The sequence below is a fragment of the Pseudomonas sp. Rh2 genome, from assembly GCF_040762985.1.
Taxonomy (GTDB): Bacteria; Pseudomonadota; Gammaproteobacteria; order Pseudomonadales; family Pseudomonadaceae; genus Aquipseudomonas; species Aquipseudomonas taiwanensis.
Genome location: NZ_CP142890.1, coordinates 2,270,698 through 2,296,869, shown reverse-complemented (window position 1 = coordinate 2,296,869; position 26,172 = coordinate 2,270,698). Strand labels below are relative to the sequence as shown.

Annotated in this window: 23 protein-coding genes; 11 read left to right on the top strand and 12 right to left on the bottom strand. The window is 63.1% G+C overall.

Annotated elements, in window-relative coordinates; all coding sequences use genetic code 11:
- The first annotated feature begins 33 nt into the window (after positions 1–33).
- The 3 genes from VXM67_RS10345 to VXM67_RS10335 all read left to right on the top strand — a co-directional run bounded on the left by VXM67_RS10345 (position 34) and on the right by VXM67_RS10335 (position 2,614).
- Entirely contained in the window at positions 34–738 is a 705-nt protein-coding gene (locus tag VXM67_RS10345; protein ID WP_104882697.1) for a FadR/GntR family transcriptional regulator, read from the top strand.
- A 16-nt stretch (positions 739–754) separates the two neighbouring features.
- The gene (locus VXM67_RS10340) at positions 755–1,435 is read left to right on the top strand and encodes a GntR family transcriptional regulator (RefSeq protein ID WP_023379623.1); all 681 of its coding nucleotides are present in this window, start codon (positions 755–757) and stop codon (positions 1,433–1,435) included.
- 129 nt (positions 1,436–1,564) lie between these two features.
- A complete protein-coding gene (locus VXM67_RS10335) occupies positions 1,565–2,614 on the top strand; it encodes a hypothetical protein (protein WP_023379622.1) in 1,050 nt (349 codons plus the stop codon).
- A gap of 16 nt (positions 2,615–2,630) precedes the next feature.
- Here VXM67_RS10335 and VXM67_RS10330 read toward each other — a convergent pair whose 3' ends face one another.
- Positions 2,631–3,059 carry a PACE efflux transporter gene (locus VXM67_RS10330; RefSeq protein WP_023379621.1) on the bottom strand — a complete coding sequence of 143 codons (429 nt, stop codon included), beginning with the start codon at positions 3,057–3,059 and terminating at the stop codon, positions 2,631–2,633.
- Positions 3,060–3,161: 102 nt separating this feature from the next.
- On the opposite strand from VXM67_RS10330, the gene VXM67_RS10325 reads away from it, so the two are divergent.
- From VXM67_RS10325 to VXM67_RS10315, 3 genes are all read left to right on the top strand, one after another.
- On the top strand, positions 3,162–4,040 hold the full coding sequence (locus tag VXM67_RS10325) for a LysR family transcriptional regulator (RefSeq protein WP_023379620.1): 879 nt from the start codon (positions 3,162–3,164) through the stop codon (positions 4,038–4,040).
- Between the two features lie 143 nt (positions 4,041–4,183).
- The gene (gene mcpA / locus VXM67_RS10320) at positions 4,184–6,070 is read left to right on the top strand and encodes a methyl-accepting chemotaxis protein McpA (protein ID WP_023379619.1); all 1,887 of its coding nucleotides are present in this window, start codon (positions 4,184–4,186) and stop codon (positions 6,068–6,070) included.
- 190 nt (positions 6,071–6,260) lie between these two features.
- Complete coding sequence (locus tag VXM67_RS10315) at positions 6,261–7,046, top strand: sulfite exporter TauE/SafE family protein (RefSeq protein ID WP_023379618.1); 786 nt, start codon at positions 6,261–6,263, stop codon at positions 7,044–7,046.
- A 15-nt stretch (positions 7,047–7,061) separates the two neighbouring features.
- Here VXM67_RS10315 and VXM67_RS10310 read toward each other — a convergent pair whose 3' ends face one another.
- The 5 genes from VXM67_RS10310 to VXM67_RS10290 all read right to left on the bottom strand — a co-directional run bounded on the left by VXM67_RS10310 (position 7,062) and on the right by VXM67_RS10290 (position 12,219).
- The gene (locus VXM67_RS10310) at positions 7,062–7,601 is read right to left on the bottom strand and encodes a histidine phosphatase family protein (RefSeq protein ID WP_027906782.1); all 540 of its coding nucleotides are present in this window, start codon (positions 7,599–7,601) and stop codon (positions 7,062–7,064) included.
- 128 nt (positions 7,602–7,729) lie between these two features.
- The gene (locus tag VXM67_RS10305; protein ID WP_023379616.1) at positions 7,730–8,062 is read right to left on the bottom strand and encodes a DUF3325 domain-containing protein; all 333 of its coding nucleotides are present in this window, start codon (positions 8,060–8,062) and stop codon (positions 7,730–7,732) included.
- On the bottom strand, positions 8,059–9,579 hold the full coding sequence (locus VXM67_RS10300; RefSeq protein ID WP_367237656.1) for a PepSY-associated TM helix domain-containing protein: 1,521 nt from the start codon (positions 9,577–9,579) through the stop codon (positions 8,059–8,061). Before VXM67_RS10300 ends, VXM67_RS10305 begins: the two co-directional genes overlap by 4 nt.
- The gene (locus VXM67_RS10295; protein WP_023379614.1) at positions 9,576–9,863 is read right to left on the bottom strand and encodes a hypothetical protein; all 288 of its coding nucleotides are present in this window, start codon (positions 9,861–9,863) and stop codon (positions 9,576–9,578) included. The genes VXM67_RS10300 and VXM67_RS10295 overlap by 4 nt, the downstream gene beginning before the upstream one ends.
- A gap of 115 nt (positions 9,864–9,978) precedes the next feature.
- Positions 9,979–12,219: a TonB-dependent siderophore receptor gene (locus tag VXM67_RS10290; RefSeq protein WP_023379613.1), complete on the bottom strand. Its 2,241-nt coding sequence runs from the start codon at positions 12,217–12,219 to the stop codon at positions 9,979–9,981.
- Between the two features lie 364 nt (positions 12,220–12,583).
- On the opposite strand from VXM67_RS10290, the gene VXM67_RS10285 reads away from it, so the two are divergent.
- Both VXM67_RS10285 and VXM67_RS10280 read left to right on the top strand, forming a co-directional pair.
- Positions 12,584–13,813, top strand: a complete 1,230-nt coding sequence (locus tag VXM67_RS10285; protein ID WP_104882700.1) for an MFS transporter — start codon at positions 12,584–12,586, stop codon at positions 13,811–13,813.
- Between the two features lie 102 nt (positions 13,814–13,915).
- Positions 13,916–14,545, top strand: coding sequence for an SOS response-associated peptidase family protein (locus VXM67_RS10280; RefSeq protein WP_023379611.1), 630 nt, complete (start codon positions 13,916–13,918; stop codon positions 14,543–14,545).
- A gap of 33 nt (positions 14,546–14,578) precedes the next feature.
- Here the strand turns inward: VXM67_RS10280 and VXM67_RS10275 are convergent, their stop codons facing one another.
- The 5 genes from VXM67_RS10275 to VXM67_RS10255 form a co-directional block, all read right to left on the bottom strand.
- Positions 14,579–16,390: an ABC transporter ATP-binding protein/permease gene (locus VXM67_RS10275; RefSeq protein ID WP_367237655.1), complete on the bottom strand. Its 1,812-nt coding sequence runs from the start codon at positions 16,388–16,390 to the stop codon at positions 14,579–14,581.
- Positions 16,391–16,553: 163 nt separating this feature from the next.
- The gene (locus VXM67_RS10270; protein WP_023379609.1) at positions 16,554–16,757 is read right to left on the bottom strand and encodes a formate dehydrogenase subunit delta; all 204 of its coding nucleotides are present in this window, start codon (positions 16,755–16,757) and stop codon (positions 16,554–16,556) included.
- The gene (fdhF, locus tag VXM67_RS10265) at positions 16,754–19,633 is read right to left on the bottom strand and encodes a formate dehydrogenase subunit alpha (RefSeq protein ID WP_023379608.1); all 2,880 of its coding nucleotides are present in this window, start codon (positions 19,631–19,633) and stop codon (positions 16,754–16,756) included. Before fdhF ends, VXM67_RS10270 begins: the two co-directional genes overlap by 4 nt.
- Positions 19,630–21,189, bottom strand: coding sequence for a formate dehydrogenase beta subunit (locus tag VXM67_RS10260; protein ID WP_367237653.1), 1,560 nt, complete (start codon positions 21,187–21,189; stop codon positions 19,630–19,632). The genes fdhF and VXM67_RS10260 overlap by 4 nt, the downstream gene beginning before the upstream one ends.
- Positions 21,183–21,665, bottom strand: coding sequence for a formate dehydrogenase subunit gamma (locus VXM67_RS10255; protein ID WP_023379606.1), 483 nt, complete (start codon positions 21,663–21,665; stop codon positions 21,183–21,185). The genes VXM67_RS10260 and VXM67_RS10255 overlap by 7 nt, the downstream gene beginning before the upstream one ends.
- A 561-nt stretch (positions 21,666–22,226) precedes the next feature.
- On the opposite strand from VXM67_RS10255, the gene VXM67_RS10250 reads away from it, so the two are divergent.
- The 3 genes from VXM67_RS10250 to VXM67_RS10240 all read left to right on the top strand — a co-directional run bounded on the left by VXM67_RS10250 (position 22,227) and on the right by VXM67_RS10240 (position 24,725).
- Complete coding sequence (locus tag VXM67_RS10250) at positions 22,227–22,799, top strand: TetR/AcrR family transcriptional regulator (protein ID WP_023379605.1); 573 nt, start codon at positions 22,227–22,229, stop codon at positions 22,797–22,799.
- Complete coding sequence (locus VXM67_RS10245) at positions 22,796–23,752, top strand: DMT family transporter (RefSeq protein WP_027906777.1); 957 nt, start codon at positions 22,796–22,798, stop codon at positions 23,750–23,752. Before VXM67_RS10250 ends, VXM67_RS10245 begins: the two co-directional genes overlap by 4 nt.
- 211 nt (positions 23,753–23,963) lie before the next feature.
- Entirely contained in the window at positions 23,964–24,725 is a 762-nt protein-coding gene (locus VXM67_RS10240; RefSeq protein WP_186598783.1) for a carbon-nitrogen hydrolase family protein, read from the top strand.
- A gap of 50 nt (positions 24,726–24,775) precedes the next feature.
- Here the strand turns inward: VXM67_RS10240 and VXM67_RS10235 are convergent, their stop codons facing one another.
- The gene (locus tag VXM67_RS10235) at positions 24,776–26,170 is read right to left on the bottom strand and encodes an MFS transporter (RefSeq protein ID WP_367237707.1); all 1,395 of its coding nucleotides are present in this window, start codon (positions 26,168–26,170) and stop codon (positions 24,776–24,778) included.
- Positions 26,171–26,172: the final 2 nt, after the last annotated feature.

Below are 26,172 nucleotides of genomic sequence, written 5' to 3'. Positions count from 1 at the left end.
CGGCAATGATGCCGGCCCCTCCAGGAGCGAACCGTGATCAGCTCATCGACCGTCGTCAACTCAGTGGTGGAAAAACTGCGCCAGGCGCTTGCACGGGGCCAGTGGCGCTCCGGCGACATGTTGCCTGGCCAACGCGAGCTGGCCGAGCAACTGGGCATCAGCCGCCCTAGCCTGCGCGAAGCCGTCACCGTGCTGGAAACCCTGGGCCTTGTGCGCGCCATGCCGGGCAAGGGGGTTCTGGTACTCGATGCCGAGGCGATGGTGACCGAGCCCGGTGCCGATTCCACGGCACCGGCCAGCCTGGCCGACGTGCTGGAGCTGCGCTACACCCTCGAACCTTTCATCGTCGGCCTGGTGGCGCAATCGGCCAACAGCCAGGACATTGGCCAATTGCGCCTGACCCTGATGGACATGCGCGAAGCCCTCGAGGCCGATGACAGCGAAGCCGGTGTCAAAGCCTACATTGCCTTCCACGAGGCGCTGTTCGCCCTGACCACCAACCCGATCTTCCAAAGCGTGGTACAGCAGACCAGCAATGCCCTCAAGCAAAGTGCCGACATGCTACGCAATTCCCCCGAGCACCTGGCCGCCCGACTCAAGGAGAACGAAGCCGTGGTGCGGGCCATCCGTGATCGCAACAGCGCCCAGGCCAGCGCCCAGATGCGCCGGCACATCCTGGCCGAAGGCCAGCGCATGGGAATCGAGCTGAACATCCCGGACGAACATCACAGCCAATGACCCCAGGAGAGCGACCATGACCGCCTGCGCCCAAGCCGCCCCTCAGTTGCCTGCCCTGCTCGCCGCTGGCGAGACGCGCCTGTCGGCCGATCAGATCTACCCCCGGCTGTTCGACGCCATTCTCGAGCAGCGCCTGCCACCGGGCAGCCTGCTGCCCGAGCAAGCGCTGGGCAATGCCTTCGGCGTCAGCCGCACGGTGATTCGCCGGGTGCTGGGGCGCCTGTCGGATCAGCAAGTGGTGGTTCAGCGCCCAAGCCACACCGCCCACCTGGCCGCACCTGGCCCTGAGCAAGCACGCCAGGTGCTCAGCGCCCGACGCCTGGCGGAGACGACGTTGATCACCCTGGCCACCCAGCGCGCCAAGCCCTCGCACATTCGCCAATTGCGCTCGCTGGTGGAGCGCGAACGCCTGCACCACGAGCGTGGCGAGCGCTGTGCGGCGATTCGACTGGGGGGCGAGTTCCACCTTAAACTCGCGCAAGTGGCCGCCAACGCCCCCTTGGCGCGCTTTCTCAACGGCCTGGTACCGATGACCTCGCTGATCATCGCGCGCTACGAATCACCGTGCTGCGAACACTGCGCCTGGGAGGAACATGCCGCGATCATCGACGCCGTGGAAGCCGGCAACGAGGAAACAGCGCTGACCCTGATGCACCAGCACCTCGACCGTTTGGAAGACAAGCTCGAACTCGAGTGATCCACACCGCCTTTGCGCCATCGCCGCTGCTCGTCGCGGCGACGCGCCGTCGCGATGGGCTGCAAGGCAGGCACCGAATGCGCCCCCTATACTCGTTGAACCCCCTTCACTTATCAGGGAGGCGCTCGCATGACGCTGCGCATTCCCTCACTGCTGATCTGCCTGCTGGTGGCCCTCGGCGGTTGCGCCAGCAAGCCAGCGCCGCCACCGCCGCCCGTGGCGCTCACGCCCGCCATCTGGCAACGCATCGACCAGGAACTGATCGAGGCTTCGGTAGGCGCCGCCGGTTCGGCCAATGACTATGCCCGGCGGTCGATGCGGGTATGGAAAGAGCAAGTGCAGCAGCGTACCGAGAGCGACTTCATCCCTTGGTTCACCGGCTATTGGACCCAGCAATGGCTGACCCTGAAGGTCGCCTGGTACAAGCTCGACAGTGGCGAAGGCCGGGAGCCTGCGGAAAAGCGCCTGGCCCTGTACCTGCAGGAGCAGTATCACGAACGGGTGATCGAACCAGTGGCCGAACAGATCAACCCCGAAGGCATCCGTGATCGGGCTTGCGAGTTGTACGTGCAACTGCTCGGCCAGCAACTGCCAGCCATCATCGCCCGCTATCGTGCGCCGCCTGAGCAGTTCAGCCAGCGCCTCAATCGCATCCCGGCCATCGCCCTGGGCCCGCCCGAGGCACGCAATGCCAGCCTCTATCAGTTGCTGCGCGCCAAGCCACTGGAACAGCAGCCCGCCTGGCAGGCCCTGCGCCAGCACCTGCACCTGCAAGCAGCAAAAGGCCCTGGGCAAACCGATATTGGCTTGTCAACGGTTGCCGACCGCGCCAGCGAGAAGCTCGGGGCCACCCTGGCGCCACGCGGCATAGCCAGTGCCGTGGCCAGTGCCGTGGGCAAGGTGGCCGGGGCGATGATTTCGATCGTCTCGGCCGGCTACGGGATGATCACCCACGACCGCGAGCATCCGCAGATGGTCGAGCAGTTGCGGGTGATCCTGAACGTGGCGCTCAACCAGGAATGGCAGGCGCTGATGGAGAACCGCCAGAGTGGCGCCATGGCGGGGGTGTACTACTTGTCCGGCCAGGTCGAGGACAGCTTGCTGGCCAGCGCACCACAGCTGAGGGAGCAAGAAGTGCAGCAGCGCCAGGAGCCATTATTGATACGCCTGCCGCCCTGAGGCTGGCTGGGCGGCGTCAGGCCACGGCCATCGCCGAGGTCGGCAGGCCGAAGATCCGGTCGAACGCCCAGTTGTAGACGAAGGTGTAGCAAGGCACCAGAACGATGAACGCCAGGTCCACCAGGAACGCCTCGACCAGGCTCATGTCCAGCCACCAGGCAATCAGCGGTATCAGGTACACCACCAAGGTCAGCTGGAAACCCACGGCATGCGCCACCCGCCGCGCCACGCTGCGACCGCGCTTGGCCTGGCGGCTCTCCCAGTACTCGAACAGGCTGTTGTAGATCAGGTTCCAGAGCATGGCGATGGTGGTGATCATCACCGCCAGTGGCCCGGTGTGCGATGCCTGAGTGTCCGACAGGTAGGCCAGCCCCACGGTCGACATGCACAGGCCGATCAGTTCATAGAAGGTCACATAGACCAGTTTGCGTTTCAGTCCCTGCACCAGGGGTTACCTCAAATGACAAAAGCGATGGGCGCAAGGATGATTCATTTTTATTGACAGGCAAAGTCAACAGCTTTCAGATTGACTGACAGGAGGCTGCCCATGAACTTTTCCAGCGATAACATCCAGTTGTTCCTCGCCGTGCTCGACCATGGCTCGTTTTCTGCCGCTGCGCGCGCCTTGGGCAGGGTACCCTCGGCGGTGAGCATGGCCATCGGCAACCTCGAAGCCGAACTGGGCTATACCCTGTTCGAGCGCGGCCCGCGCGAAGTGCGGCCCAGCCCCCGTGCCTTGGCCCTCGAGCCCCACGCCCGGCTGATTGCCGAGCAGCTAGGCCTTCTGCAGGTGCATGCACTTGAGCTGTCCCAAGGGCTTGAAAGCAGCCTGTGCATCGCCGTGGTCCCGGACATCGACCACCGTCCCTTGCTGGCCGCCATCGCCCACCTGGGCGAGCGCTATCCGCTGCTGGACATCGCCCTGCTCAGCGCCCCTCAAGAGGATGCCCTGCAGCTGCTCGACAATGGGCGGGCGGACCTTTGCCTGGCCTTCGCCGGTCTGCACGTAGACCCCCAACGAGGATTCCAGCACATCGGCACAGAGACACTGGTGGCGACCCTGTCTCCCAACCATCGAGCCATGCTCGACGAGCGCATCCATTATCTTGAGGACCTGGTTGCCGTACGCCAGATCCTGGTGCGCAGCCGCGACCTGCCGCTGGCCGACCCGCGTGCCTCGATCGGTGCCACCCATTGGTACACCGACAGTTTCGACCTCGCCCTGCAGATGGTCGAAGCCGGCCATGGCTGGGGTGATCTGCCGCTCAGCCGGGTCGCCCCGCTGATCGAAGCCGGACGCCTGGTGCGCCTGAATTTTCGCAACACGCACAATGAGCTGCAGCTGCCGATCCATGCCTTCTGGCGCAAGCAACAGCCGCTGCGCCAGGCTGCTCGCATGCTGATCGAACACTTGGCCACACGCTGACCTGCCGTCCGTCGACAGAGGATCAATAAGTCACTGTTACTGTTTCAATTTTTTACCCAGCACGCCGATATGAAAGGTGAAAGGTCCGCACGCCCGTCACAAGCGCGCAGCGCCCTCCCATCACTGGCTCAAGGTCTCGAAACATGAACCTGAAATTCCGCCATAAGATCCTGCTCAGCGCCTGCGCCGTCGTGGTGCTGGCCTTCGCTCTGTTCACGCTTTACAACGATTACCTGCAACGCAACACCATTGCCCAAAACATCGAATCGTCCGTGCAACAGTCCGGTGCGCTGACTGCCAGCAGCGTGCAGAACTGGATGAGCGGGCGCATCCTGGTGCTGGAGAACCTGGCCCAGGACATCGCCGAGCAAGGCGCTGGCGACAACCTGGCCGGGCTGATCGAGCAACCGTCCTACACGAGCAATTTCCTCTTCACCTACCTGGGCCAGGCTACCGGCGCGTTCACCCAGCGTCCCAACGCACAGATGCCTGCCGGCTACGACCCACGCCAGCGCCCCTGGTACGGCGCGGCGGTCAGCGCCGGGCAAACCGTCCTCACCGCCCCCTACCAGGGCGCCGTAGGTGGCCTGATGGTCACCATCGCCACCCCGGTCAAGCGCAAGGGCAACGGCGAGCTGATGGGCGTGGTTGGCGGCGACCTGACCCTCGATACCCTGGTGCAGATCATCAACTCGGTCGACTTCGGCGGTATCGGTCATGCCTTCCTCGTCGACAGCGAAGGCCAGGTGATCGTCAGCCCGGACAAAGACCAGGCGATGAAGAACCTCAAAGACATCTATCCCGGCAGCGGCCTGCGGGTCACCACCGGTATGCAGGATGTCACGCTCAATGGTCAGCAACGACTGATTTCCTTCGCCCCGGTCAGCGGCCTGCCCTCGGCGAAGTGGTACATCGGCCTGTCGATCGACAAGGACAAGGCCTATGCCGCGCTTGGCCAGTTCCGCACTTCGGCGGTCATCGCCATGATCATCGCGGTAGCGGCCATCGCCGGCCTGTTGGGCCTGCTGATCCCGGTGCTGATGCGCCCGCTGACCACCATGGGCCGCGCCATGCGTGACATCGCCGAGGGCGAAGGTGACCTGACCCGCCGCCTGACCGTGCAACACAAGGACGAATTCGGCGAATTGGCGACCTCGTTCAACCGCTTCGTCGAGCGTATCCACGCGTCCATGAGCGAAGTGTCTTCGGCAACTCGCCTGGTACACGATTTGTCGGAAAAGGTGGTCAACGCCTCCAACGCCTCGATCATCGGTTCTGAAGAACAAAGCATGCGCACCAACAGCGTTGCCGCCGCGATCAACCAGCTCGGTGCCGCCACCCAGGAAATCGCCCGCAACGCCGCCGATGCCTCGCAGCATGCCAGCGGTGCCAGCGAACAGGCCCATGGCGGTCGCGAAGTGGTCGAAGAAGCGATCAACGCCATGACCGCTCTGTCGCAACGGATCAGCGAATCCTGCGAGCAGATCGAAGCGCTCAACGCCAGTACCGACGACATCGGCAAGATCCTCGATGTGATCAAAGGCATCTCCCAGCAGACCAACCTGCTGGCACTCAACGCCGCCATCGAAGCCGCCCGCGCCGGTGAGGCCGGACGTGGGTTCGCGGTGGTGGCCGATGAAGTGCGTAACCTTGCGCACCGCACCCAGGAGTCGGCCGAAGAGATCCACCGCATGATCACCAGCCTGCAGGTCGGTTCCCGCGAGGCGGTCCACACCATGAACACCAGCCAGGTGTCCAGCGAGCAGACCGTGCAGGTGGCCAACCAGGCGGGCGAGCGGCTGGCCAGCGTGACCCAGCGTATCGGCGAGATCGACGGCATGAACCAATCCGTCGCCACCGCCACCGAGGAACAGACCGCCGTGGTCGAGAGCCTCAACCTGGACATCACCCAGATCAACGCACTGAACCAGCAAGGGGTGGAAAACCTCAATGAAACCCTGCGTCACTGCGATGCGCTGGCCCAGCAGGCCGGGCGGTTGAAGCAACTGGTGGGTAGCTTCCGAATCTGATTCGGCCCCATCGCTGGCAAGGCGGCTCCCCCTTCGACGAGGGTCCGGCTTGCCGGCGTTTGCTGCATCATCGGGATGCCGCTGCATCAGCGCAGTTATAACCTAATAACGAACAAGTCTATTTGGCTATAAAAAAATCTATATGCTGGGCAGCATCCGAAAACGGGCAAGCTGGGCAGTCGAGTAGCGTATGGATGTAGGTTCTTTTGGTTTCACCATTGCCGGACTGGTTGTAGGTTTCATCGTCGGCATGACCGGCGTCGGTGGCGGTTCGCTGATGACGCCCATTCTTCTTTGGTTCGGCATCAATCCGGCCACCGCCGTGGGTACCGACCTGCTGTACGCCGCCATCACCAAGGCCAGTGGTGTCTGGGTGCATGGCCGCAACAGGAACATCGACTGGAAGATCACCGGCCTGCTCAGCCTGGGCAGCGTGCCTGCCGCCGCGCTGACGCTGTGGTTTCTCAGCACCCTGCACACCGACACCTCGGCACTCAATGCGGTGATCAAACAAGGCCTGGCGGTGGTGCTGATCCTGACCGCGCTGGCGATCCTGTTCAAGTCGCGCCTGCAGGCTTTCGCCAATCGCCATGCCGGTGACCACTACCATCTGAGCGATCGCAGCCTGAATATCCTCACCGTGCTCACCGGCGTGGTGCTGGGCGTGATGGTCACGCTCACTTCCATCGGTGCAGGGGCCCTGGGCACGGTGGCGTTGTTCCTGCTCTACCCGTTCCTGGTTACCCGCCGTCTGGTGGGGACCGAGATCGCCCACGCCGTGCCGCTGACCCTGGTTGCCGGCCTAGGCCATGCGGGCATGGGCAACATGGACTGGTCGCTGCTGGGTTACCTGCTGCTCGGCTCGCTGCCAGGCATCTACCTGGGTAGCCACCTCACCGGGCGTATCTCCGACCGCGTGCTGCGGCCTTGCCTGGCCGGCATGCTGCTGTTGATCGGCTACAAGCTGGCGTTCTGAGCTGACGCGCCTGCGTCACGCCAGACGCAGGCGCCATTGCCCGGTGTAACTCAACGCCAGACGCGACAGCGGCAACACATCGATGCGTTGGTACGCTGTCAGCGGACACCCCAGTAGGTGAACGATCACTGCCCGGATCACCATAGGGTGCGTCACTGCCAACCAGTCCCCCTTCCCCTCGAACGCCTCCAGCCAACCGCCCACCCGCTGGCACACCTCGGCAAAGGATTCGCCCCCATGGGGTGCGCTGCGAGGGTCCTCCAGCCACTGCGCCAGCGCCTCGGGCTGCTCGGCCTGCAACTGCTTCAGCGTCATGCCCTGCCAGCGACCCAGGTCGCAATCGGCCAGGCCGACCTCGACCTGAGGCGCGCCCGACAACCAGGCCGCCGTTTCCCTGGTACGTGCCTCTGGTGCCGTCAACACGCGCACATCGGGCATAGGGGTCAATGGCCGATCGGCGTGGTCCAGAATGCCATCCTGCGCACGATGCAAACGCCCCGCTCGCTGAGCCGCGGTCTGGGCATGACAAATGAGTGTGAGGCGTACAGCTTTCACCGGGAATCTCTTGAGGGTCGAGTTGAGCAGACTGGTTTAGCACGTCTGTGGATGTTTTACCGCAACCGCCAGGGTGACGGAAGGCAGCGTCAGCGCGCCAGGGACTGGCTTGCAGCCTCGCGTCCGGCTCAAAAGCACAGCTGCAGCAGCCCCCAGACCGGCACCAGCGCAACCAACGCAACCGCCAGCCGTGGCCAGTATGGCAGCAGCATCAGCAGTGCCATCCCGGCCAGCGACATCGCACCGAACCAAGCCACCGGTCCCATGGCCCAACCCCAGGCCTGGGCACAGAGCCACAGGCTCGCCAGCAAGGCCAGCCAACCTGCGCTGCGCAGGGTCAGACGAAGCGACCGGGGGCAGGTGCGCTGCCAGACCTGCTTGTAGTGGCGCTCCAGGCCCTGGCACAGCCCGAGCATTCCAGCGTAGGCGCACAGCACGCCGCCTGTGACCAGCATGATCATGCTTGCATCTCCCTCAGGCGCCCTGCCCTTGCCTGCCTGGGCGCCGACGGCTTACGCTGCACCCGCCACGCCGCCGCCCCCAGAAGCCCGCCCAGCACCAGCGCCGTGACCACCACGCCAAGACGGATGGCATCGCCGACTCCCCCGAGCGAGGCCAAGCCTGCGCACAGCAGCGCGGCCAGGCCAAGTTGCTCGACCCAAGCGCGCTTGGCCGGGCGCACACCCGCATGCAGCAGCGCCAGCAACCACACGCCAAAGAACGCCCGTACTTCCCACTGCTCCCGCAGTGCCAGTTCGACTGGCAGCAAGCGGCTGGCCCACAGCAAGCCGACGCAGGCCAGCAGCAGGCCGGTGATGAAGCCGATGTTGCACACCTCGGCAACCCGGTACCCACCAAGCCCGCGTGCTTCGGCACCGCTGTTGGCGTATTGGCGCCCGCGCTTGACGCAGAACAGCACCAGGCCGCTGGCGATCATCGCGCAGCTGACCAGCCCGCAGGCGAAGTACAGCCAGCGCATCGGGTAGCCCCCGAATTGAGCGAAATGCAGGCCGACCATCACCCGCTGGGTCAACGGCGCAGGGCGCAGCTCAGGCACATCGCTGAGCAGCTTGCCGCTGACGCCATCGAACACCATCGCCTGGCCCTTGCTGAGGGCGATGCGGTTGCCCAGCTCCGGGCGGATCTCGATACGTGCGCCGGCCGTGTTGGGGTTACGGATGCTCAAGCCAGCAATCGGGCCGAGCTGGGCCTCGGCCTGGGCCAGCAAGGGTGCGATGTCCACCAGCTCGCCGGGTTGCCTGGTCAACCCACGGGGTTGTTCGAGCCGCGCATTGCCCTGGGCCTGGAAGTAAGCGCGGTGGTTGCCATCGAACAGCGCATCGACGCCCGCGGGAATGTAGATCAGCATGAAGATCACCAGCCCGGTGTAGGTGATCATCAGGTGAAACGGCAGCAACAGCACTGCACTGGCGTTGTGAAAATCCAGCCAGGAGCGCTGGCCTTTGTTCGGTCTGAAGGTGAAGAACTCCTTGAAGATTTTCTTGTGAATGACGATGCCGGTCACCAGCGCGGCGAGCATCACCAGGGCCAGGGCTCCGACCACGAAGATGCCCCAATTGCGCGGCAGGTCGAGGGTGAAGTGGAAACGGAAGAAAAAGTTGCCGCCGACGCTGTCACGGACCTCGATGACTTCGCCGGTTGCCGGGTCCAGTTGCACCCCACCGCCATGGCGGCGCTCCCCCGTGGACACCCGCAGCCCCGGCGCCCGCTCGGTGGGCAAGCTGATACCCCAGTGGCTCGCTGTCGGCTCATGCGCCTGCAAAAAGGCCACCGCTTGTCGGGCAGCATCGGCCTGGGAAACGCTACGGGTCGGGATCTCAGGCTTCATCCAGTGATTGAGTTCCTCGTCGAACACCGCCAACGTGCCGGTGACGAAAATGGCGAACAGCAACCAACCGAAGATCAGCCCGGCCCAGGTGTGCAGCCAGGCCATGGATTGAGTGAACGTGTTTTTCATGCCAGCCACTCCAGTGTCTGGGGCCAGAACCCGATGAGCGCCAGCGGCGCTGCCAGGACGAGCGGCGCCCAGGCGCGCAAGGCGTCACGGCTGGCGAAGGCCCAGAGGATGGCGCCGGTGTAGAGGACGAATGCCAGCAGGGTCGAGACGATCACCGCGTCGGCGGGCGATAGCGGCAGCAGACGGGCAAGGCAAGCGGTGGCCGAGTAACTGAAGGCGTAGCCGCCGAGTAACGCGGCGCAGCTGCGGGAGAGGATCTGCAGCCAGGCGGGGACTCTGATCATCGAGTGGTCCTTGGTGTTTTTCCTAGGGGGCTGCGTGCAGCCCCATCGCTGCGGTTCGTCACCACCACAAGCCGACTCCCACAAGGGTCGTGTGGGGCCGGCTTGCTGGCGATGATCAGAACGAGATGTTCAACGAAGCGAATAACGCGCGCCCTGGCTGGTTGTAGGTGTTGGCGCCCGAGCTGCTGGCATTGCCGCCGCGCAGGATCTGCTTGTCGAACACGTTGTTCACCCCTACCCGCACGTTGTAGTTGGCGTTGAACGTGTACCCGGCACTGACATCCACCAACCCGTAGGCTTCGACATCCTGCTGCGCCTGTTCGTCGTAGTCTTCCTGGGTGCGGAAGTTGTAGGTCGGCGATTTCTGCTTGCCGTAGTAAGTGCCGGCGACCTGGAACGACAGCTTGTCGGTGGCACGCCAGTCCAGCGTGGTGTTGACCGTGTACTCGGGGATCACCGACAGCGGCTCGCCGGTTTCGCGGTTGTCGTTGTCGAGCATCCAGGTCAGGTTGGTGTTCCAGTCCACCGTCGGGCTCAGCTCGACGAACAGGTTGCCCTCGATACCCTCGACCCGCGCCTTGCCGGCGTTTTCCCATTGGGTCACACGACGGCCACTGTTGATGGTGTAGAGCACATCGGTATCGCCGATGATCTTGTTCTTGTAGTCGTTGCGAAAGTAGGTCGCGCTGGTGCGCCAGGTGCCACGGTCGTACAGCAGGCCGACTTCCTTGTTGACGCTGATTTCCGGCTTCAGGTCGGCGTTGCCTTGCAGGTAGCAGCCACCGGCGTTGGTCTGCTGCACGCTGCAGCCGTTGCCACGGCTGTAGAGCAGGTAATTAGGGTTGGACTGGTACAGGTTCGGCGTCTTGTAGGCGCGGGCAATCCCCCCTTTGAGCGACAACGACTCAGTCAACTTGTGCGCCACATTCAGGCTCGGGCTGAAGTTGTCGCCAAAGGTCTCGTGATGGTCGAAACGCAGGCCAGGGGTGACGGTGGTGTCACCGATAACGATGTTGTCCTCGACGAACAGCGCATAGCTCTTGGCGGTCATCTTCGAGTCGCTGCGGTCGAAACCGCTGATGACGTTGTTGCCCGCGCCACTGGGGTCGAAGCTCTGCGGGCGGAACGAGCCCTGGTCGTTGAGCGACTCGTAGAGGTACTCACCGCCCAGGGTCAGCACGTGCTCGGTGCTGCCCGTGGCGAACGGCAGGTTCACTTCGCTGCTCAGGCGGGTGTTGCGCAGGCGCGACATAGCCGCCCCGGTGTCGTTGATCGCCCCTTCAGGCCCACCGGCCAGGCCTTCGTTAAGACGCCAGTTGCGCACGTACTCGTAGGCCAGGGAGGTCTTGCTGGTGCCCCAGGTGAAATCACCCAGGTGGGTCAGGTCGTAGGTGCTCCGTTGCATGACATTGGTCTCGTGGCCATACAGGCTGGAGATCAGCTCGACATTGCTGCCACCGTTGCTGTTCATGGTATCGCCAGCGTAGATGTTGCCCTGGCGGCTGTAACCTGCGCTGGCTTCGAGGCGATGCTCATCATTGAGTTTCCAGCTCAGCAGACCATTGATGTCTTTGTTGCGCACCCCTTCACGGCCAGCGACCAAAGCGCTGTTGGCATGGCTGGCGTTGATGTCCAGGTCGTCGGCATCGGTCTTGGCCAGGCCTCCGTACAACCGCCCCCCCAGGTTTTCGGTCAGCCCGCCGCTGAGGTTGAAGTTGGTCCGTTGGCTAGCCCCTTCGGCGCTGTCCTGGGGCAGTTGGGTGTACAGGTTGACGTTGCCTTTGAACGCTTCGGTGGGGCGTTTGGTGATGATATTGACCACCCCGCCCATGGCGCCGGAGCCGTAGCGCGCTGCAGCCGGACCGCGAAGAATCTCGATGCGCTCGACAGCCTCGGCCGGCACCCAGTTGGTTTCGCCACGGGTGTCGCGGTCGCCGTTCCAGCCATAACGCACCGCATTGCGTGCACTGGAGGGCTTGCCATCGATGAGGATCAGGGTGTTTTCCGGCCCCATGCCCCGCAGGTCGATCTGGCGGTTGTTGCCCCGCGCGCCACTGGCACTGTTGCCGGTGAGGTTGACCCCCGGCTCGCGGCGAATGATGTCGGACAGGTCATTGGCTGGTGGGTGACGCTGGATATCTTCAGCAGTGATGATCGACGAACCCAGCGCCTGGCGTGCCTCACGCTCGGCGGTCACCAAGGTGTCCTGGATCACCAGCGCAGGGTCGGCCATCGGAACCTCCACCACCTCACCGGTGTGTTGCTGTTCGGCCTCGGCCGCAGTCGCCACCATGGCCGGCGACGCCAGCGCGACAAACGCCAGGGCCAGGCTGTTGGGTGAGGTTCTGGATTGCATCGACACTTCTCCTGCGGTCATGGGCAAAGGCACGGCCCGGCCTGCGCGCCGACGGGCCCCTCGCCCTTCGGCCCGGCAAGTATTGTGTGGGGCCAACAGGGATGGTGAATATAATGATTCTCAAATGTGTTTAAATCTTATTTACGAAATTTACATGTTTGTGACGGAACTTCGCCAAGCGGGGGTTCGGTATGTTCGCTTCAGGAGTGGGAGCACGGTCGCCGCGTCGCCCCCAGACGTTTTTCGGGCACTGTCGCAGCGCCGGCAAAGCGGGTCGGCTGGCATGAACAACCCGGCACACCAGCAATGTTGCAACCTGCCCAATGACTCCTACAGTTTCGAAGGTAGGAAGCCGAGGCCAACCATGCGCGCCGCCGAAAAATCCGAACGCTCAGGACCCACCCGGGTACTGCCGAAAATTCCCCGCAGTGTCTGGGCGCTGGGCTTCGTGTCGATGTTCATGGACATTTCCTCGGAGATGATCCACGCCCTTTTGCCGCTGTACATGGTGACCGTGCTTGGTACCTCGGTCGTTGCGGTGGGTTTCATCGAGGGTATCGCCGAGGCCACCGCATCGATCACCAAGGTGTTCTCCGGTGCCTTGAGCGACCGGCTGGGCAAACGCAAGCTGCTCACGGTGCTGGGCTATGCCCTCGCGGCCCTGACCAAACCAGTATTCCCGCTGGCGACCGGCCTTGAGTGGCTGACCGGTGCGCGCTTTGTCGACCGCATCGGCAAGGGTATTCGCGGGGCGCCCAGGGACGCGCTGGTGGCGGATGTGACCCCTCCAGAGCTTCGCGGTGCAGCATTCGGCTTGCGTCAGGCGCTGGATACGGTCGGCGCCTTGCTCGGGCCACTGCTGGCGATCGGGGTGATGTGGCTGACTTCCAGTCACTTCCAGACGGTGTTCTGGGTGGCGGTGGTGCCTGCGTTCCTGGCAGTGTTCATCCTCATAGCCTTCGTCCGCGAGCCGGACACCCTGCCCAAGACGCGTCCCGTACGCTCACCGCTTGCCCTGCGCCAGTTGGTGCGGCTAGGGTCTGCTTACTGGCGGCTGATCATCCTGGCCACGCTGTTCACCCTGGCCCGCTTCAGCGAAGCCTTCCTGTTGCTGCGCGCTCAGGACATGGGCCTGGCCGCGCAGTGGGCACCGGCGGTGCTGGTGCTCCTGGCCCTGGCCTATTCGATCTCGGCCTACCCTGCAGGTACGCTGTCCGACCGGCGCGGCCGCCGCGTGGTGCTGATGCTGGGGCTGGCATTGCTGCTGATCGCCGACCTGCTGCTGGCGCTGTGTCCGGGCTGGATCGGGCTGGCACTCGGCGTGGTGGCCTGGGGGCTGCACCTGGGCTTCACGCAGGGCATATTCAGTGCGTTGATCGCTGACAGTGCCCCGGCCAGACTGCGTGGGACGGCCTTTGGCCTGTTCCACCTGCTCACCGGCGCGGCGCTGCTGGGTGCCAGCGTGGTCGCTGGCCTGTTATGGGACGGCGCAGGTTTTCGGGCCACATTCCTGGTCGGCGCCGCATTCGCCGGCGCCACGCTGGTCGGCTTGGCCCTGTTGCCCCACTTCAGCAGCCAGGTGCGCTCACAGTGAAAACGCTGCATAGATCATCAACGCTTCACTGTCGGCGAGGTAACGTGCCACAGACCCCGGAGCCTTCCAGCTTCGCTCCACCCGCCTCAGGGAGTAACGCCCATGTGTGAGTGCTTCGCCCAATACCAGGGCCCTGCCGACTACCTGCGAGTGCTGGGCGCCGAACAGCCTGTGCTCGACAGCGCCAGCAACGAGCCCCCTGGCCACCCCACCATCGAGCCGGGCACTCGCATGCTGATCCTGCACGACAGCGACACCGGCCTGCGCTTGACGCCACGTCCGTGGGGGTGGACACCGCTGTGGGCGGGGAAGCGCCAGCCTGCGTCGATCAGCGCGCCACTGCAGATCATCAGCGCCTGCCTGCCCTTCCATGCCTTGTGGCCACAGACCCGAGCGCTGGTGATGGCGGACGGATGGTACGCCTGGTCGGACGATGCACAGGCACCTAACGGGCGACGGTGCCACTTCGTTCGCCTGAAAAGCGGGGCTCCGATCTTCGTCGCCGCGCTGACGCAGATTCGTATAGGGCTGGCGCCAGAAGAGGACGATGGTTTCGTGATCCTGACGCAGGACCATGATCCACGAGCCGGCACCGCCCTGCCCCTGGTGCTGGCGCCGGAACACGCGCGGTCGTGGCTCGATTCGCAGCTGCCGGCGGAGCAGGTGCAGTACCTGGCGCCAGACCAGTTCGAGTGGTCCGCCGTAACCGACCCAGCGCAAGTGCGGCGCTGAACTACAGGCAGGCGCCTCCCACAGGTGCACGCCCTAGCCGACGGGTAGCAACTCCTGTTCGATCAACGACCAACCGCCATGGCCATCCACTTCCAGGCGGTGGGAGTGGAAGCTGGCCAAGGTACTGCGGTGGCCGACACTGACCAGCAAGGTGTCAGGCATCTCATTGCGCAACAATGAATACAGCGCATGCTCCAGCCCCTCGTCCATGGCTGAAGTGGACTCGTCGAGAAACACCACTTGGGGCCGGTTGAACAGCACCCGGGCGAACGCCAGGCGCTGCTGCTCGCCAACCGAGAGTATGTGCGACCAGTCGCAACTGACGTCCAGCCGCTCGGCCAGGTGGGGCAGGTTGACTTGACGCAACGCCTGCTGCATGCGCGCATCGTCCGCCGCAGCGCTGCTCGCCGGGTAGGCGATGGCGGTTCGCAGGTCGCCCAGTGGCAGGTATGGGCGCTGCGAAAGGAACAGCGCCTGATTGCCCAGGGGTCTGCGGACCAAGCCTTCGGCATAGGGCCATAGCCCTGCCAGCGCGCGCAGCAAGGTGGTCTTGCCGCTGCCGGACGGCCCCTTGATCAACAGCGCCTGGCCGGCCTGAAGGTTCAGATTCAAGTCGGCGATCAAGGGGTGGCCGTCGGGGCGCAGCACTTGCAGCCGGCTGATGTCCAGCGCGTGTGCCTGGTCCTGCGTGGTGACCTGCGGCAGTTCGCTGGCCTGCTGGTTGGCATCGAGAAAACCGGTCAGACGGTCGAGGGTGGCGCGGTACTGAGCGAAGGTATCGTAGGACTCGCGGAAGAACGACAGCGAATCCTGCACCTGGCCAAAGGCCTGGGAGGTCTGCATCACATCGCCAAGCTTGATTGCACCGCTGAAGAACCGCGGCGCCTGCAGGATGAACGGAAACACCACGGCCACCTGACTGATACCCAGGTTGAAGCCGCTGAACTTCAAGGTTCGGAACACCAACGCCCAGACGTTGCCGATCAGCGCGGTGAAGCGGCCGAGCAACGTGCCTCGCTCCACCTGAGCGCCCTGGTAGAACGCGATGTTCTCCGCGTTTTCGCGCAGACGCATCAATGCATAACGGAAGTTGGCCGTGAGTTTTTCGTTGAGGAAGTTGAGGCGAATCAGCGGACGCCCGAGGCGAAAGGCGATCCAGGTGGCGACGATCACATACACGTAGACGGCGAATACCATCGCCCGCGGGATTTCGTACCCAGCCACCGACAGCGGCGCCGACAGCCCCCAGAGAATGCCCGTGAAGGCGACCAGCGAAACCAGCGCGCTGACCGCACCCAATGCCAGAGACACCGAATTGGTCACGAAGGCGTTGACGTCCAACTCGATACGCTGGTCGGGGTTGTCCACCGGCTCGGCGAGGAACTGCCCACGGTAGTAGGCGTCGCCATGCATCCAATCACCGGTCAGGCGCTCGGTCAGCCAGACTCGCCAATGGATGTTGAAAGCCTGAGTCACATAATAAGTGAACAGCGAGCGCAGCACATGGATGGTGGCCAGCACCGCGAATACCCCGAGCAAGTACCAGAACGCTGTCTGGTCCAGGGCCTGCAACGCGCTGTAGAAGCCGTTGTACCAGAACGAGAAGAGCACGTTCAGGCGCACCGCGAACAAGGTCAGCACCAGCAGCAGCGCGAACCCAAGCAGAGGCCGCCAGCTGCGCCAGAAACTAAAGTAAGGGCCGGCCAACTGCCAGAACTGGCTGCCCCAACGGGTATAGCGCACTGCCAGCGCGGCCGCAGCGGTGAAACAGGCAAGGGTGATGAACGAGGCGATTGCAAGCCAGCTCAGGCTCTCCTGCAAGGCCTGGTGCCAGTTCATGTCCATGGTGCAATTCCGTAACGAGTGCATGGGGTTGTTTTCGCGAGCGTAGCATTACCCCAGGACTCGACAGAAAAACATTACGGACATTTCATCTTCGCACCACCCCCACCCCGGCAAACCCTCTGTAGTAGCCGGGTTGCCGGCGACAGGACCAGCACTCCCTCCCCTAGGCCAGAGCCTCCCGCACTTTCGGGTCCAAGCCCTCTCCCCCATGGGCTTGGTTCCACTCGCTCAGTTGCCGACGCATGGCCGGTGTCCAGAAGCTTTTCAGATGCTGCCTCACGCCCTGTACCGCCAGGGCGTGATCCGGTTCGCTGTCGAAGTAATGGGCAATCTGGTTGGCCATCTTCACCAGGTTTTCACTACTCATCGACGTACCTCGGCTTTCTCCGGTTGTTCCGCGGCGCGGCGCTCCTTGAGCAGACGACGCTGCTCCTCGCTGAAGTCCTGGTAGCGTTTCTGCCATTGCGACGGCTGGAACACCTTCACCACCTCCACCGCCGTAACCTTGTATTCCGGGCAGTTGGTGGCCCAGTCGGAGTTGTCGGTGGTGATCACGTTGGCGCCAGACTCGGGGAAGTGGAAGGTGGTGTAGACCACCCCGGGCGCTACCCGTGTGCTGACCTTGGCACGCAGCACCGTCTGCCCCGCACGACTGCCAATGCCAACCCAGTCACCCTCGACGATGCCCCGGCTCTCGGCATCGGTAGGGTGAATTTCCAAACGGTCGGCATCATGCCAGGCGACGTTGGCGGTGCGCCGGGTCTGGGCGCCAACGTTGTACTGGCTGAGGATGCGGCCGGTGGTCAACAGCAGCGGATAGCGGTTGTTGACCTTCTCGTCGGTAGGCACGTACCCAGTGAGCATGAAGCGCCCCTTGCCCCGCACGAACTGGTCGATGTGCATGGTCGGCGTGCCGTCGGGCGCTGCCTCGTTGCACGGCCACTGCAGGCTGCCGTGGCGGTCGAGCTCGGTGTAGCTGACGCGGTGGAAGGTCGGCGTGAGGCGGGCGATCTCGTCCATGATCTCGGACGGGTGGCGGTAGTTCATCGGGTAGCCCAGGGCATTGGCCAGGGCCACGGTAGCCTCCCAGTCGGCTTTGCCGGCCAGCGGCTCCATCACCTTGCGCACCCGCGAGATACGCCGCTCGGCATTGGTGAAGGTACCGTCCTTCTCGAGGAACGAACTGCCCGGCAGGAACACATGGGCGAACTTGGCCGTCTCGTTGAGGAAGATGTCCTGCACCACCACGCACTCCATGGCAAGCAGCGCTGCGGTGACGTGCTGAGTGTTTGGGTCGCTTTGGGCAATGTCCTCGCCCTGGCAGTACAGCGCCTTGAAGCTGCCGTCGAGCGCGGCCTCGAACATGTTGGGAATGCGCAGCCCGGGGTCGGGTTGCAAGGTCACGCCCCAGGCTTGCTCGAATTCGGCACGTACGGTTTCGTTGGAAATGTGCCGGTAACCGGGCAACTCGTGGGGGAACGAACCCATGTCGCACGAGCCCTGCACATTGTTCTGCCCGCGCAATGGGTTCACCCCGACCCCTTCCCGGCCAATGTTGCCGGTGGCCATGGCCAGGTTGGCGATGCCCATTACCGCCGTACTGCCTTGGCTGTGCTCGGTAACGCCAAGCCCGTAGTAGATCGCCGCGTTGCCACCGGTTGCATACAGGCGCGCCGCGGCACGGATCTGCTCGGCGGGTACACCGCACACAGGGCCAAGTACCTCGGGGGCGTTCTCCGGCTGACTGACGAAATCGCGCCAGTGGGCGAAGTCCACGGTCTCGCAGCGGGCGTCGATGAAGCGCTGCGCCAGCAGCCCTTCCGTGACGATCACATGAGCCAAGGCATTGAGCATGGCCACGTTGGTGCCGGGCCGCAGTTGCAGGTGCAGGTCGGCGCGGGCATGGGGCGAGTCGACCAGGTCGATGCGCCTAGGGTCGATGACGATCAGACGCGCGCCCTGGCGCAGGCGCCGTTTGAGCTGCGAGCCGAACACCGGATGGGCGTCGGTGGGGTTGGCGCCGATCACCAGCACCACATCGGCCTGCATCACCGAGTCGAAGCTCTGGGTGCCTGCCGACTCCCCCAGGGTTTGCTTGAGGCCATAGCCAGTCGGTGAGTGGCAGACCCGGGCACAGGTGTCGACGTTGTTGTTGCCGAACGCGGTGCGCACCAGTTTCTGTACCAGGTAGGCTTCCTCGTTGGTGCAGCGGCTGGAGGTGATACCGCCAATCGAGTCGCGCCCGTATTTGAGCTGGATGCGCCGGAACTCACTGGCCGCATAGGTCACCGCCTCGTCCCAGCTGACTTCCTGCCAAGGGTCTTCCAGGCGCTTGCGGATCATCGGTTTGGTGATGCGGTCGGGGTGGGTCGCATAACCCCAGGCGAACCGGCCCTTGACGCAGGCATGGCCGTGGTTGGCGCCGCCATTCTTGTCCGGGACCATGCGTACCAACTGGTCGCCTTTCATTTCGGCGCGGAACGAACAGCCCACGCCGCAGTAGGCACACGTGGTGATGACCGCTCGCTCGGGCTGGCCAAGCTCGATCACGCTTTTCTCGCTGAGGGTGGCGGTCGGGCAGGCTTGCACGCAGGCACCGCAGGATACGCACTCGGAGCTGAGGAAGTTGTCGCCACCGGCTGGCGCGACCCGCGAGTCGAAACCGCGTCCGGTGATGGTAAGGGCGAAGGTCCCCTGGATATCCTCGCAGGCGCGCACACAGCGGCTGCAGACGATGCACTTGCTGGGCTCGTAATCGAAATACGGGTTGGACTGGTCTTTCTGTTCCGCCAGGTGGTTGGCGCCATCATAGCCGTAGCGCACCTCGCGCAGGCCAACCTGTCCGGCGACGGTCTGCAGTTCGCAATTGCCGTTGGCCGAGCAGGTCAGGCAGTCCAGCGGGTGGTCGGAGATGTACAGCTCCATCACGTTGCGGCGCAGGCCGGCCAGGCGCGGGGTCTGGGTGCGCACCACCATGCCTTCGCTGACCGGCGTGGTGCACGAAGCCGGGTAGCCGCGCATGCCTTCGATTTCCACCATGCACAGCCGGCACGAGCCAAAGGCTTCCAGGCTGTCGGTGGCGCAAAGTTTGGGGATGCTGGTGCCCAGCAACGCGGCGGCACGCATGACGGACGTGCCCGAAGGAACGCTGATCGCGCGCCCGTCGATGGTCAGGCTGACCTGCACGTCGCTTTCGCGCGCTGGGGTTCCGAGGTCGGTCTGGGGGTCGAAGAAATTGATCATTGGGCGGCCTCCGTGGTGGTCAACCCGAAGTCGGCGGGGAAGTATTTGAGTGCACTGGCCACCGGGTAGGAGGTCATCCCGCCCATGGCGCACAGCGAGCCGTACTGCATCGTGTCGCACAGGTCACGCAGCAACAGGGCCTGGTCGTGGCGTTCGGTGAGGTCACGGGTGGCGATCAGCCGGTCCACCACCTCCATGCCACGGGTAGAGCCGATTCGGCACGGGGTGCATTTGCCGCAGGACTCCTCGGCACAGAACTGCAAGGCGAAGCGCGCCATGCTGGCCATGTTCAGGGTGTCGTCGGCCACCACCACGCCGCCGTGGCCGAGCATCGCGCCCATGGCGGCGAACGCTTCGTAATCCAGCGGGGTGTCGAAGTGGCTGGGAGGCACCCAGGCGCCGAGTGGCCCCCCCACCTGCGCGGCCTTCAACGGCCGGCCGCTGGCGGTGCCGCCGCCATAGCCGTCCACCAGGTCCCGCAGGGTCAAACCGAAGGCGCGTTCCACCAGGCCGCCGTAGCGGACATTGCCCGCCAGCTGGAACGGCATGGTGCCCAGCGAGCGCCCCATGCCGAAGTCGCGATAGAACGCCGCGCCCTTGGCCAGGATCGTCGGCACCGAGGCCAGGGTGAGCACGTTGTGCACCAGGGTCGGCAGGCCGAACAAGCCTTGCAGGGCAGGCAGCGGTGGCTTGGCACGGACGATTCCGCGCTTGCCCTCGATGGACTCCAGCAACGCGGTTTCCTCGCCGCAGATATAAGCACCCGCCCCTACTCGCACCTCCAGGTCGAAGGCCTGGCCGCTGCCGACTATGTCGTCGCCCAGATAACCCGCGTTACGGGCGATGAGCAGTGCCTGGTCGAGCACGCGGATCGCATCCGGGTACTCCGAGCGCACATAGATGTACCCCTTGGTTGCGCCCACCGCGAGACCGGCAATGGCCATGCCTTCGATCAGCAGGAACGGATCGCCCTCCATCAGCATGCGGTCGGCGAAGGTGCCGGAGTCGCCTTCGTCGGCATTGCACACCACGTACTTCTGTCCAGCGCCGGCTTCACGCACGGTGCGCCACTTGATGCCCGCCGGGAAGGCTGCGCCACCACGGCCGCGCAGGCCGGATTCGAGCACCTGGGCGACCACATCGGCACCGCCGATCGTCACGGCGCTGCGCAAGCCTTCGAAGCCGCCATGGGCGCGGTAGTCCTCCAGCGACAAGGGCCGGGTGATGCCGGCGCGGGCGAACAGCAGGCGCTGCTGGCTTTTCAGATACGGAATGTCTTCAACGGCACCCAAGGCCAGCGAATGGCCACCCGGCTCGCCCACCAGCGCATCGAGCAAGGCTGGCGCGTCCTCCGGGGTAACCGGCCCGAAGCCTTGACGCCCCCGGCCGAAGTCGCACTCCACCAAGGGTTCGAGCCAGTAGAGACCACGTGAGCTGGTGCGCTGGATCTGCAGCGGCAATTGCCGACGCTCGGCCTCGCGCAACAGGGCATCGGCGACCTGATCGGCACCGACGGCACGGGCCACGGAGTCGCAGGGGATGAACAGCTTCAGCATGCTGCGTCCTCCAGGCAACCCTTGACCAAGGCCCGCAACCGCTCAGGGGTGAGCCTTGCGTGCAGTTGACCGTCCAGCTCCAGGGCTGGCGAACAGGCACAGGCTCCCAGGCAATACACAGGTCGCAAACCGATAGCCCCATCGGCGCTGGTGCCATGATCGTCCAGCGCCAGCTGCTCGCGCAGTTGCGCGGCCAGGGCTTCGGCTCCACGGCTCTGACACGACTCGGCGCGGCACAGGCGTAGGGTGTGCCGGGCTGGCGGCGCGGTGCGGAAATCGTGATAGAAGCTGATGACCCCACGCACCTCGGCCAGGCTGAGGTTGAGGGCATGGGCAATCTCGGGGACGGCGGCATCGGGTACGTAGCCGATGCTGTCCTGGATGGCATGGAGAATCGGTAACAGCGCGCCAGGGTTTTCCTTTTCGCGCGCCAGAATGCTGTGGATCAACGGCAGGTCAAGCAGTTCATCAGGCATACAGCGGACCTCTGCATCACGGGCCCGCCTTTTGTTGTAGTGGCAAGTGCCCGGCGTGTTCTGCTGCGGCGTACCGACCACGTCACGGTTGCGTGGTTGTCGGCAGCCTCCTTGCCCAAGGCCGTGCGTCTGCGCGCACTGGACTCCGGGGCATCCAACAAGCATGGCACTTGTAGGGCCAAGAAGGTGCGTGGGAGCGACCAGGCGCATCCTGAAACCGACGTGAAGGGTTGGCAGCTGCGTGCGCTTGTCGCAGTGGCCATACACGCCCACCGGGATGCCCATCGCTCAACGATAAACCCCGGCGCAAGTTATTGCGTCAGCACCACAACCGTGCCAGGGTCGCGAAGCGCCTTGTCCGCCTCGGTGGGCTGTCTTCAGTGCGCGATTCAGTCGGCGAAGCTAGCGCTTCCTGCAGACGCGGGCGCAGGTGACAGCCTCATCAAGATCAGTTCGCAGGCCGGTGTCGCTGGTACATCGAGAGTGGTCGCTTCTGCGCCCAATCAATCCTTACCGGTCGGTATAGTCGAATCACCGCCCCATATGCGAAGGCCAACCGCCATGGAAGAAACTCGCCAGCGACTTATCCACGCCGCCCTGGAGCTATTTCTGAGCCAAGGACTACATGTCACCGGCGTAGCGGCCATCGCTGCGCGGGCCGGTGTCACCAAGATGACGCTTTACGGCCACTTTCCATCCAAGGATTCGCTGATCGTTGCATGCCTGGAGGAGCGTGATCGCATCTGGCGAGCGAGAGTCGAGCAACTGCGCAACGACTTGCCCGATCCCCTGGAGGCGCTTCTGGCGTTCTTCGATCTCTATCAGGGCTACGTCGAGCGCGACAGTCATCGCGGCTGCCTGTTCGTCAACAGTGCTGCCGAGTTTTCCTCATTCAGTCACCCGGTATTCCTTGCTGCGGAGCGGCACAAAGCGGGGGTGCGCGAGCAATTGGTTTCGCTGGCCAGGCTGGCGAAGTTCAACGCCCCACAGCAAATCGCCGATAGCCTGTTTCTGCTGCTGGAGGGCAGCTTTGTGAGTGCCGCGCACGGCAATTGCGCGGCGGTTTTCAATACGGCACGACAAATGGCCAGACAATGGCTGCATTGCCAACCTCACACAGAGCAGTGCACATGAAAGTTGGATTGATCGCGGCCATCGCAGCCACTTTTTCCTGGTCGTTGCTCTATTTGTTGCCGAGCCTGATCGGGGAGTACAGCACCTTTGACCTAGCGGTGGTGAGTTACGCGTTTGCCGGCCTGGGGGCGCTCATTGTGCTGGTTCGGTTCCGTCGACAAGTGACGACGCTGACACTTGGCGATTGGCTGACGGTCGGCCTGCTCGGCTTTCTGGGCTACATCGGCTATTTCTTCCTGATCACCAGTGCCGTTATCGCAGCTGGGCCGGTGATTCCACCGGTGATGCTAGGTTGCGTGCCCATCGTCCTGGCCATCGCCGGAAACCTGCACAGCCAAGTGATTCCTTGGCGTAGCATCGCCGCCCCACTGCTGCTGGGCGCGTTGGGTATCATCATGGTCAATGCCAGCAGTTTCGAGCGCGCCAATGGGCAAGCCTCGCAGCCCGCTGTCATGGTGCTGGCGGGCATCTTGCTTTCCCTGCTGGCGATTGGATTCTGGACTGCCTTCGGCTTGCTGAACGAGCGCGCGCTCCGGACAAGACCGGGCATGGATCCGCTGTTCTGGTCGGCACTGCTTATCCTGACGTGCAGCATCGAAATGGTCGCATTCCTACCCGTGGGGCTCTACCTGAAACTGTCCAGTTTCGTAAGCCACGGCGGCGCTCTCGACGGAACCTCGGCGGTGCTTCTCTGCGGACTGGTACAGGGGTTGGCAGCAACCCTCGGCGGTGCCTGGGCTTGGTCCATCGCAACGCGAAGCATTCCTCTGGCGTTAGGCGGGCAATTGATTGCCAGCGAAACGCTTTACGCCACTACGTTCGGTCTTCTCATCCAGCAGCGTTGGCCATCGCCATTGGAAGCGCTGGGGACGGCAACCCTATTCCTCGGGGTTACCGTGGCGATCGGGCAGTTCTATCGTGCTGATCAACGTCATCGCCAAGGCAGCAGGTAAACCTTCAGGATCTCGCGGTAAGAGTCGGAAGCGGACCTTACCGATTGCCCTTTCCTCTTCCTAAGATTGAATGACCCGGACTGGAAAGCGACGCAAGTTGAGGAAAACTGGGCTCGATTGCATCACCGTACCGTGTGGCTAATACACTTTAAAGAAGCTTATGGCGCCTGAACGGCGGCCAATTAGGGTTTTGCTCGTCTGGGAGATATCTATGTCGTCGCCAATCTTTGCAGCAGCTCAGTGCGCCGTTCAAGCTGGCGATCTCAATGGCAACCTAGCCATGCACATGGCGTTCATGCGACAAGCACACGAGCATGGGGTGAGGTTTCTACTGTTCCCCGAGTTATCGCTTACGGGATACGAACCCTCCTTGGCTGATGGCTTGGCGCAAAATATCGATACCCCGCTAATTTCTCCCTTGCGAAACGTTGCACGGGAAACCTGCATGACCACTGTAGTCGGTTTGCCGTTACGCCTAGCGGGCCATGAAAAGCCTTTAATTGCGTCCTTCGTACTGCACAGAGACGGTTCAGTGACTGCCTATACCAAGCAGCATTTACACGTTGGCGAAGAGCAATATTTCAGTGCGGGTAATGGCGGTGAATTGTTGTCTATCGCGGACGTATCCATAGCCTTGTCAGTGTGTGCTGACTTCAGCCGAGCGGAACACCCATCACATGCAGCGAAGCAGGGCGCACACCTGTATGCCACAAGCGTACTCATCGGGGAAGCTGGCTATCCGCACGATAGCTCGCTTCTGCAGGCATACGCCGAGCAACACGGCATGGCGGTACTGATGGCCAATCATGGCGGCCCGACTGGCGGGTGGGCCGCCGCGGGCCTGAGCGCGTTTTGGGATGAGCAGGGTCACTGCGTTGCGTCCACCGGTGGTACAGGGAATCGCTTACTGGTCGTCTCGAAATGTCTCGATCGCTGGCAGGGTTTTGAAACGCAAGTATCCTTTACACGCTAAATTCGTTAATGCGTTTTGCCATAGTTGAGTGAACGCCGCACGAAATTTAACTATCCGACCTCATCAAATATCTCGGGTGCCGCCTTGAGGTGTAGCAAGCTCAGCAAGGCCGACATCAGCACCAAGATGGCGCCAATCGCAATACCCGTCCTAGAGGCCTGTTCGATAGTCTCTAGGTTAAACAACATACCCATTATCACCGCCCCGCTCGTCTGACCAACCAATCGCGCAGTACCTTGCAGCCCGCCCATTGCACCGCTCCTCTGCACTGGCGCGCCCAAGAACATATTGCGATTGTTCGCAACATTTAACACGCTGAATCCGAACCCACATGAAACTACGCAGAGTATTAGCAACCAGGTTACGCCACGGTCAACTAAAGACATAATGAAAAGCCCAGCAGCAAGCCCCATTCCACCGAACAGACACAGTTTTGCCGTGGAGACTCTATCTGCAAGTGCTCCGGAAAATGGAGCCATGACGGCGACGCTCAGCGGCCATGCCGCCATCAATCCGCTCACCACCCAATTACTCAGACCAAGGCTCTTTTGAAGCAAGAATGGCAGGGCGACCATCCCGACAGTCTGCCCCGAAAAGCAAAATATCGAAGACATAACCGACACACGCAAGCGGTAATGCTTAAGCAAGTCTATCGGAACTAATGGCGCGGCATTCGCCCGTTCCCTTCTAACCAGCATCCACATCTGCACAACAGAAAACACAAGCAACAGAGCACCCGCTATCGGCCTGCTCGCCAACACACCTAGCGCAGCGATGAGGGCTGCAAAGACTCCGACACTCAACAACATACTGAACAGATCAAGCGGATCATCTTTCTTCGTGGAAGGCGGTAGACAGACGGTTGCAAGCAACACCACTGCCACCACTGGAAGTGTGACGCTGAAGAGCCAAGACCACTGGGCGACTGAAATTATGGCAGTGCCGATGAAAGGACCCGCGGCCGATGAAAATGCAACAACTGATGCATTCCAGCCTATGGCGGCTCCAAGTCTCTGATGACTCACAATGCTGCGCAACAGTGCCATCCCCAATGCCATTATGGCGGCTCCGCCAATGCCCTGCAGCAAACGGGCAGCAACCAGCCAGCCAAGCGTAGGCGCTAGTGCACATGCCAAGCTACTGGCGGCAAACAAACCCAGGCCCCACGTGAACACACCGCGATAACCGAATTTTTCTCCGAGCGCCGCACAGGGCAACATCGCTATCAGCAAACCTGCTTGATAGGCCGTCAATATCCAGGTGGCATCAGCGGGAGATACCCGCAGTTCCAAGGCCATTGCCGGGAGCGCTACTGTAGCCATCGCGGTGTTCATAACCACCAACATCATTCCGGCCAGTACGGCGCCGACCGCTATTTTCGATGATGGTGGCGGCGTGTTGTGTGGTCCGGCCACAGGCGGCATCAAGTCGTATGAGCCTGACATCT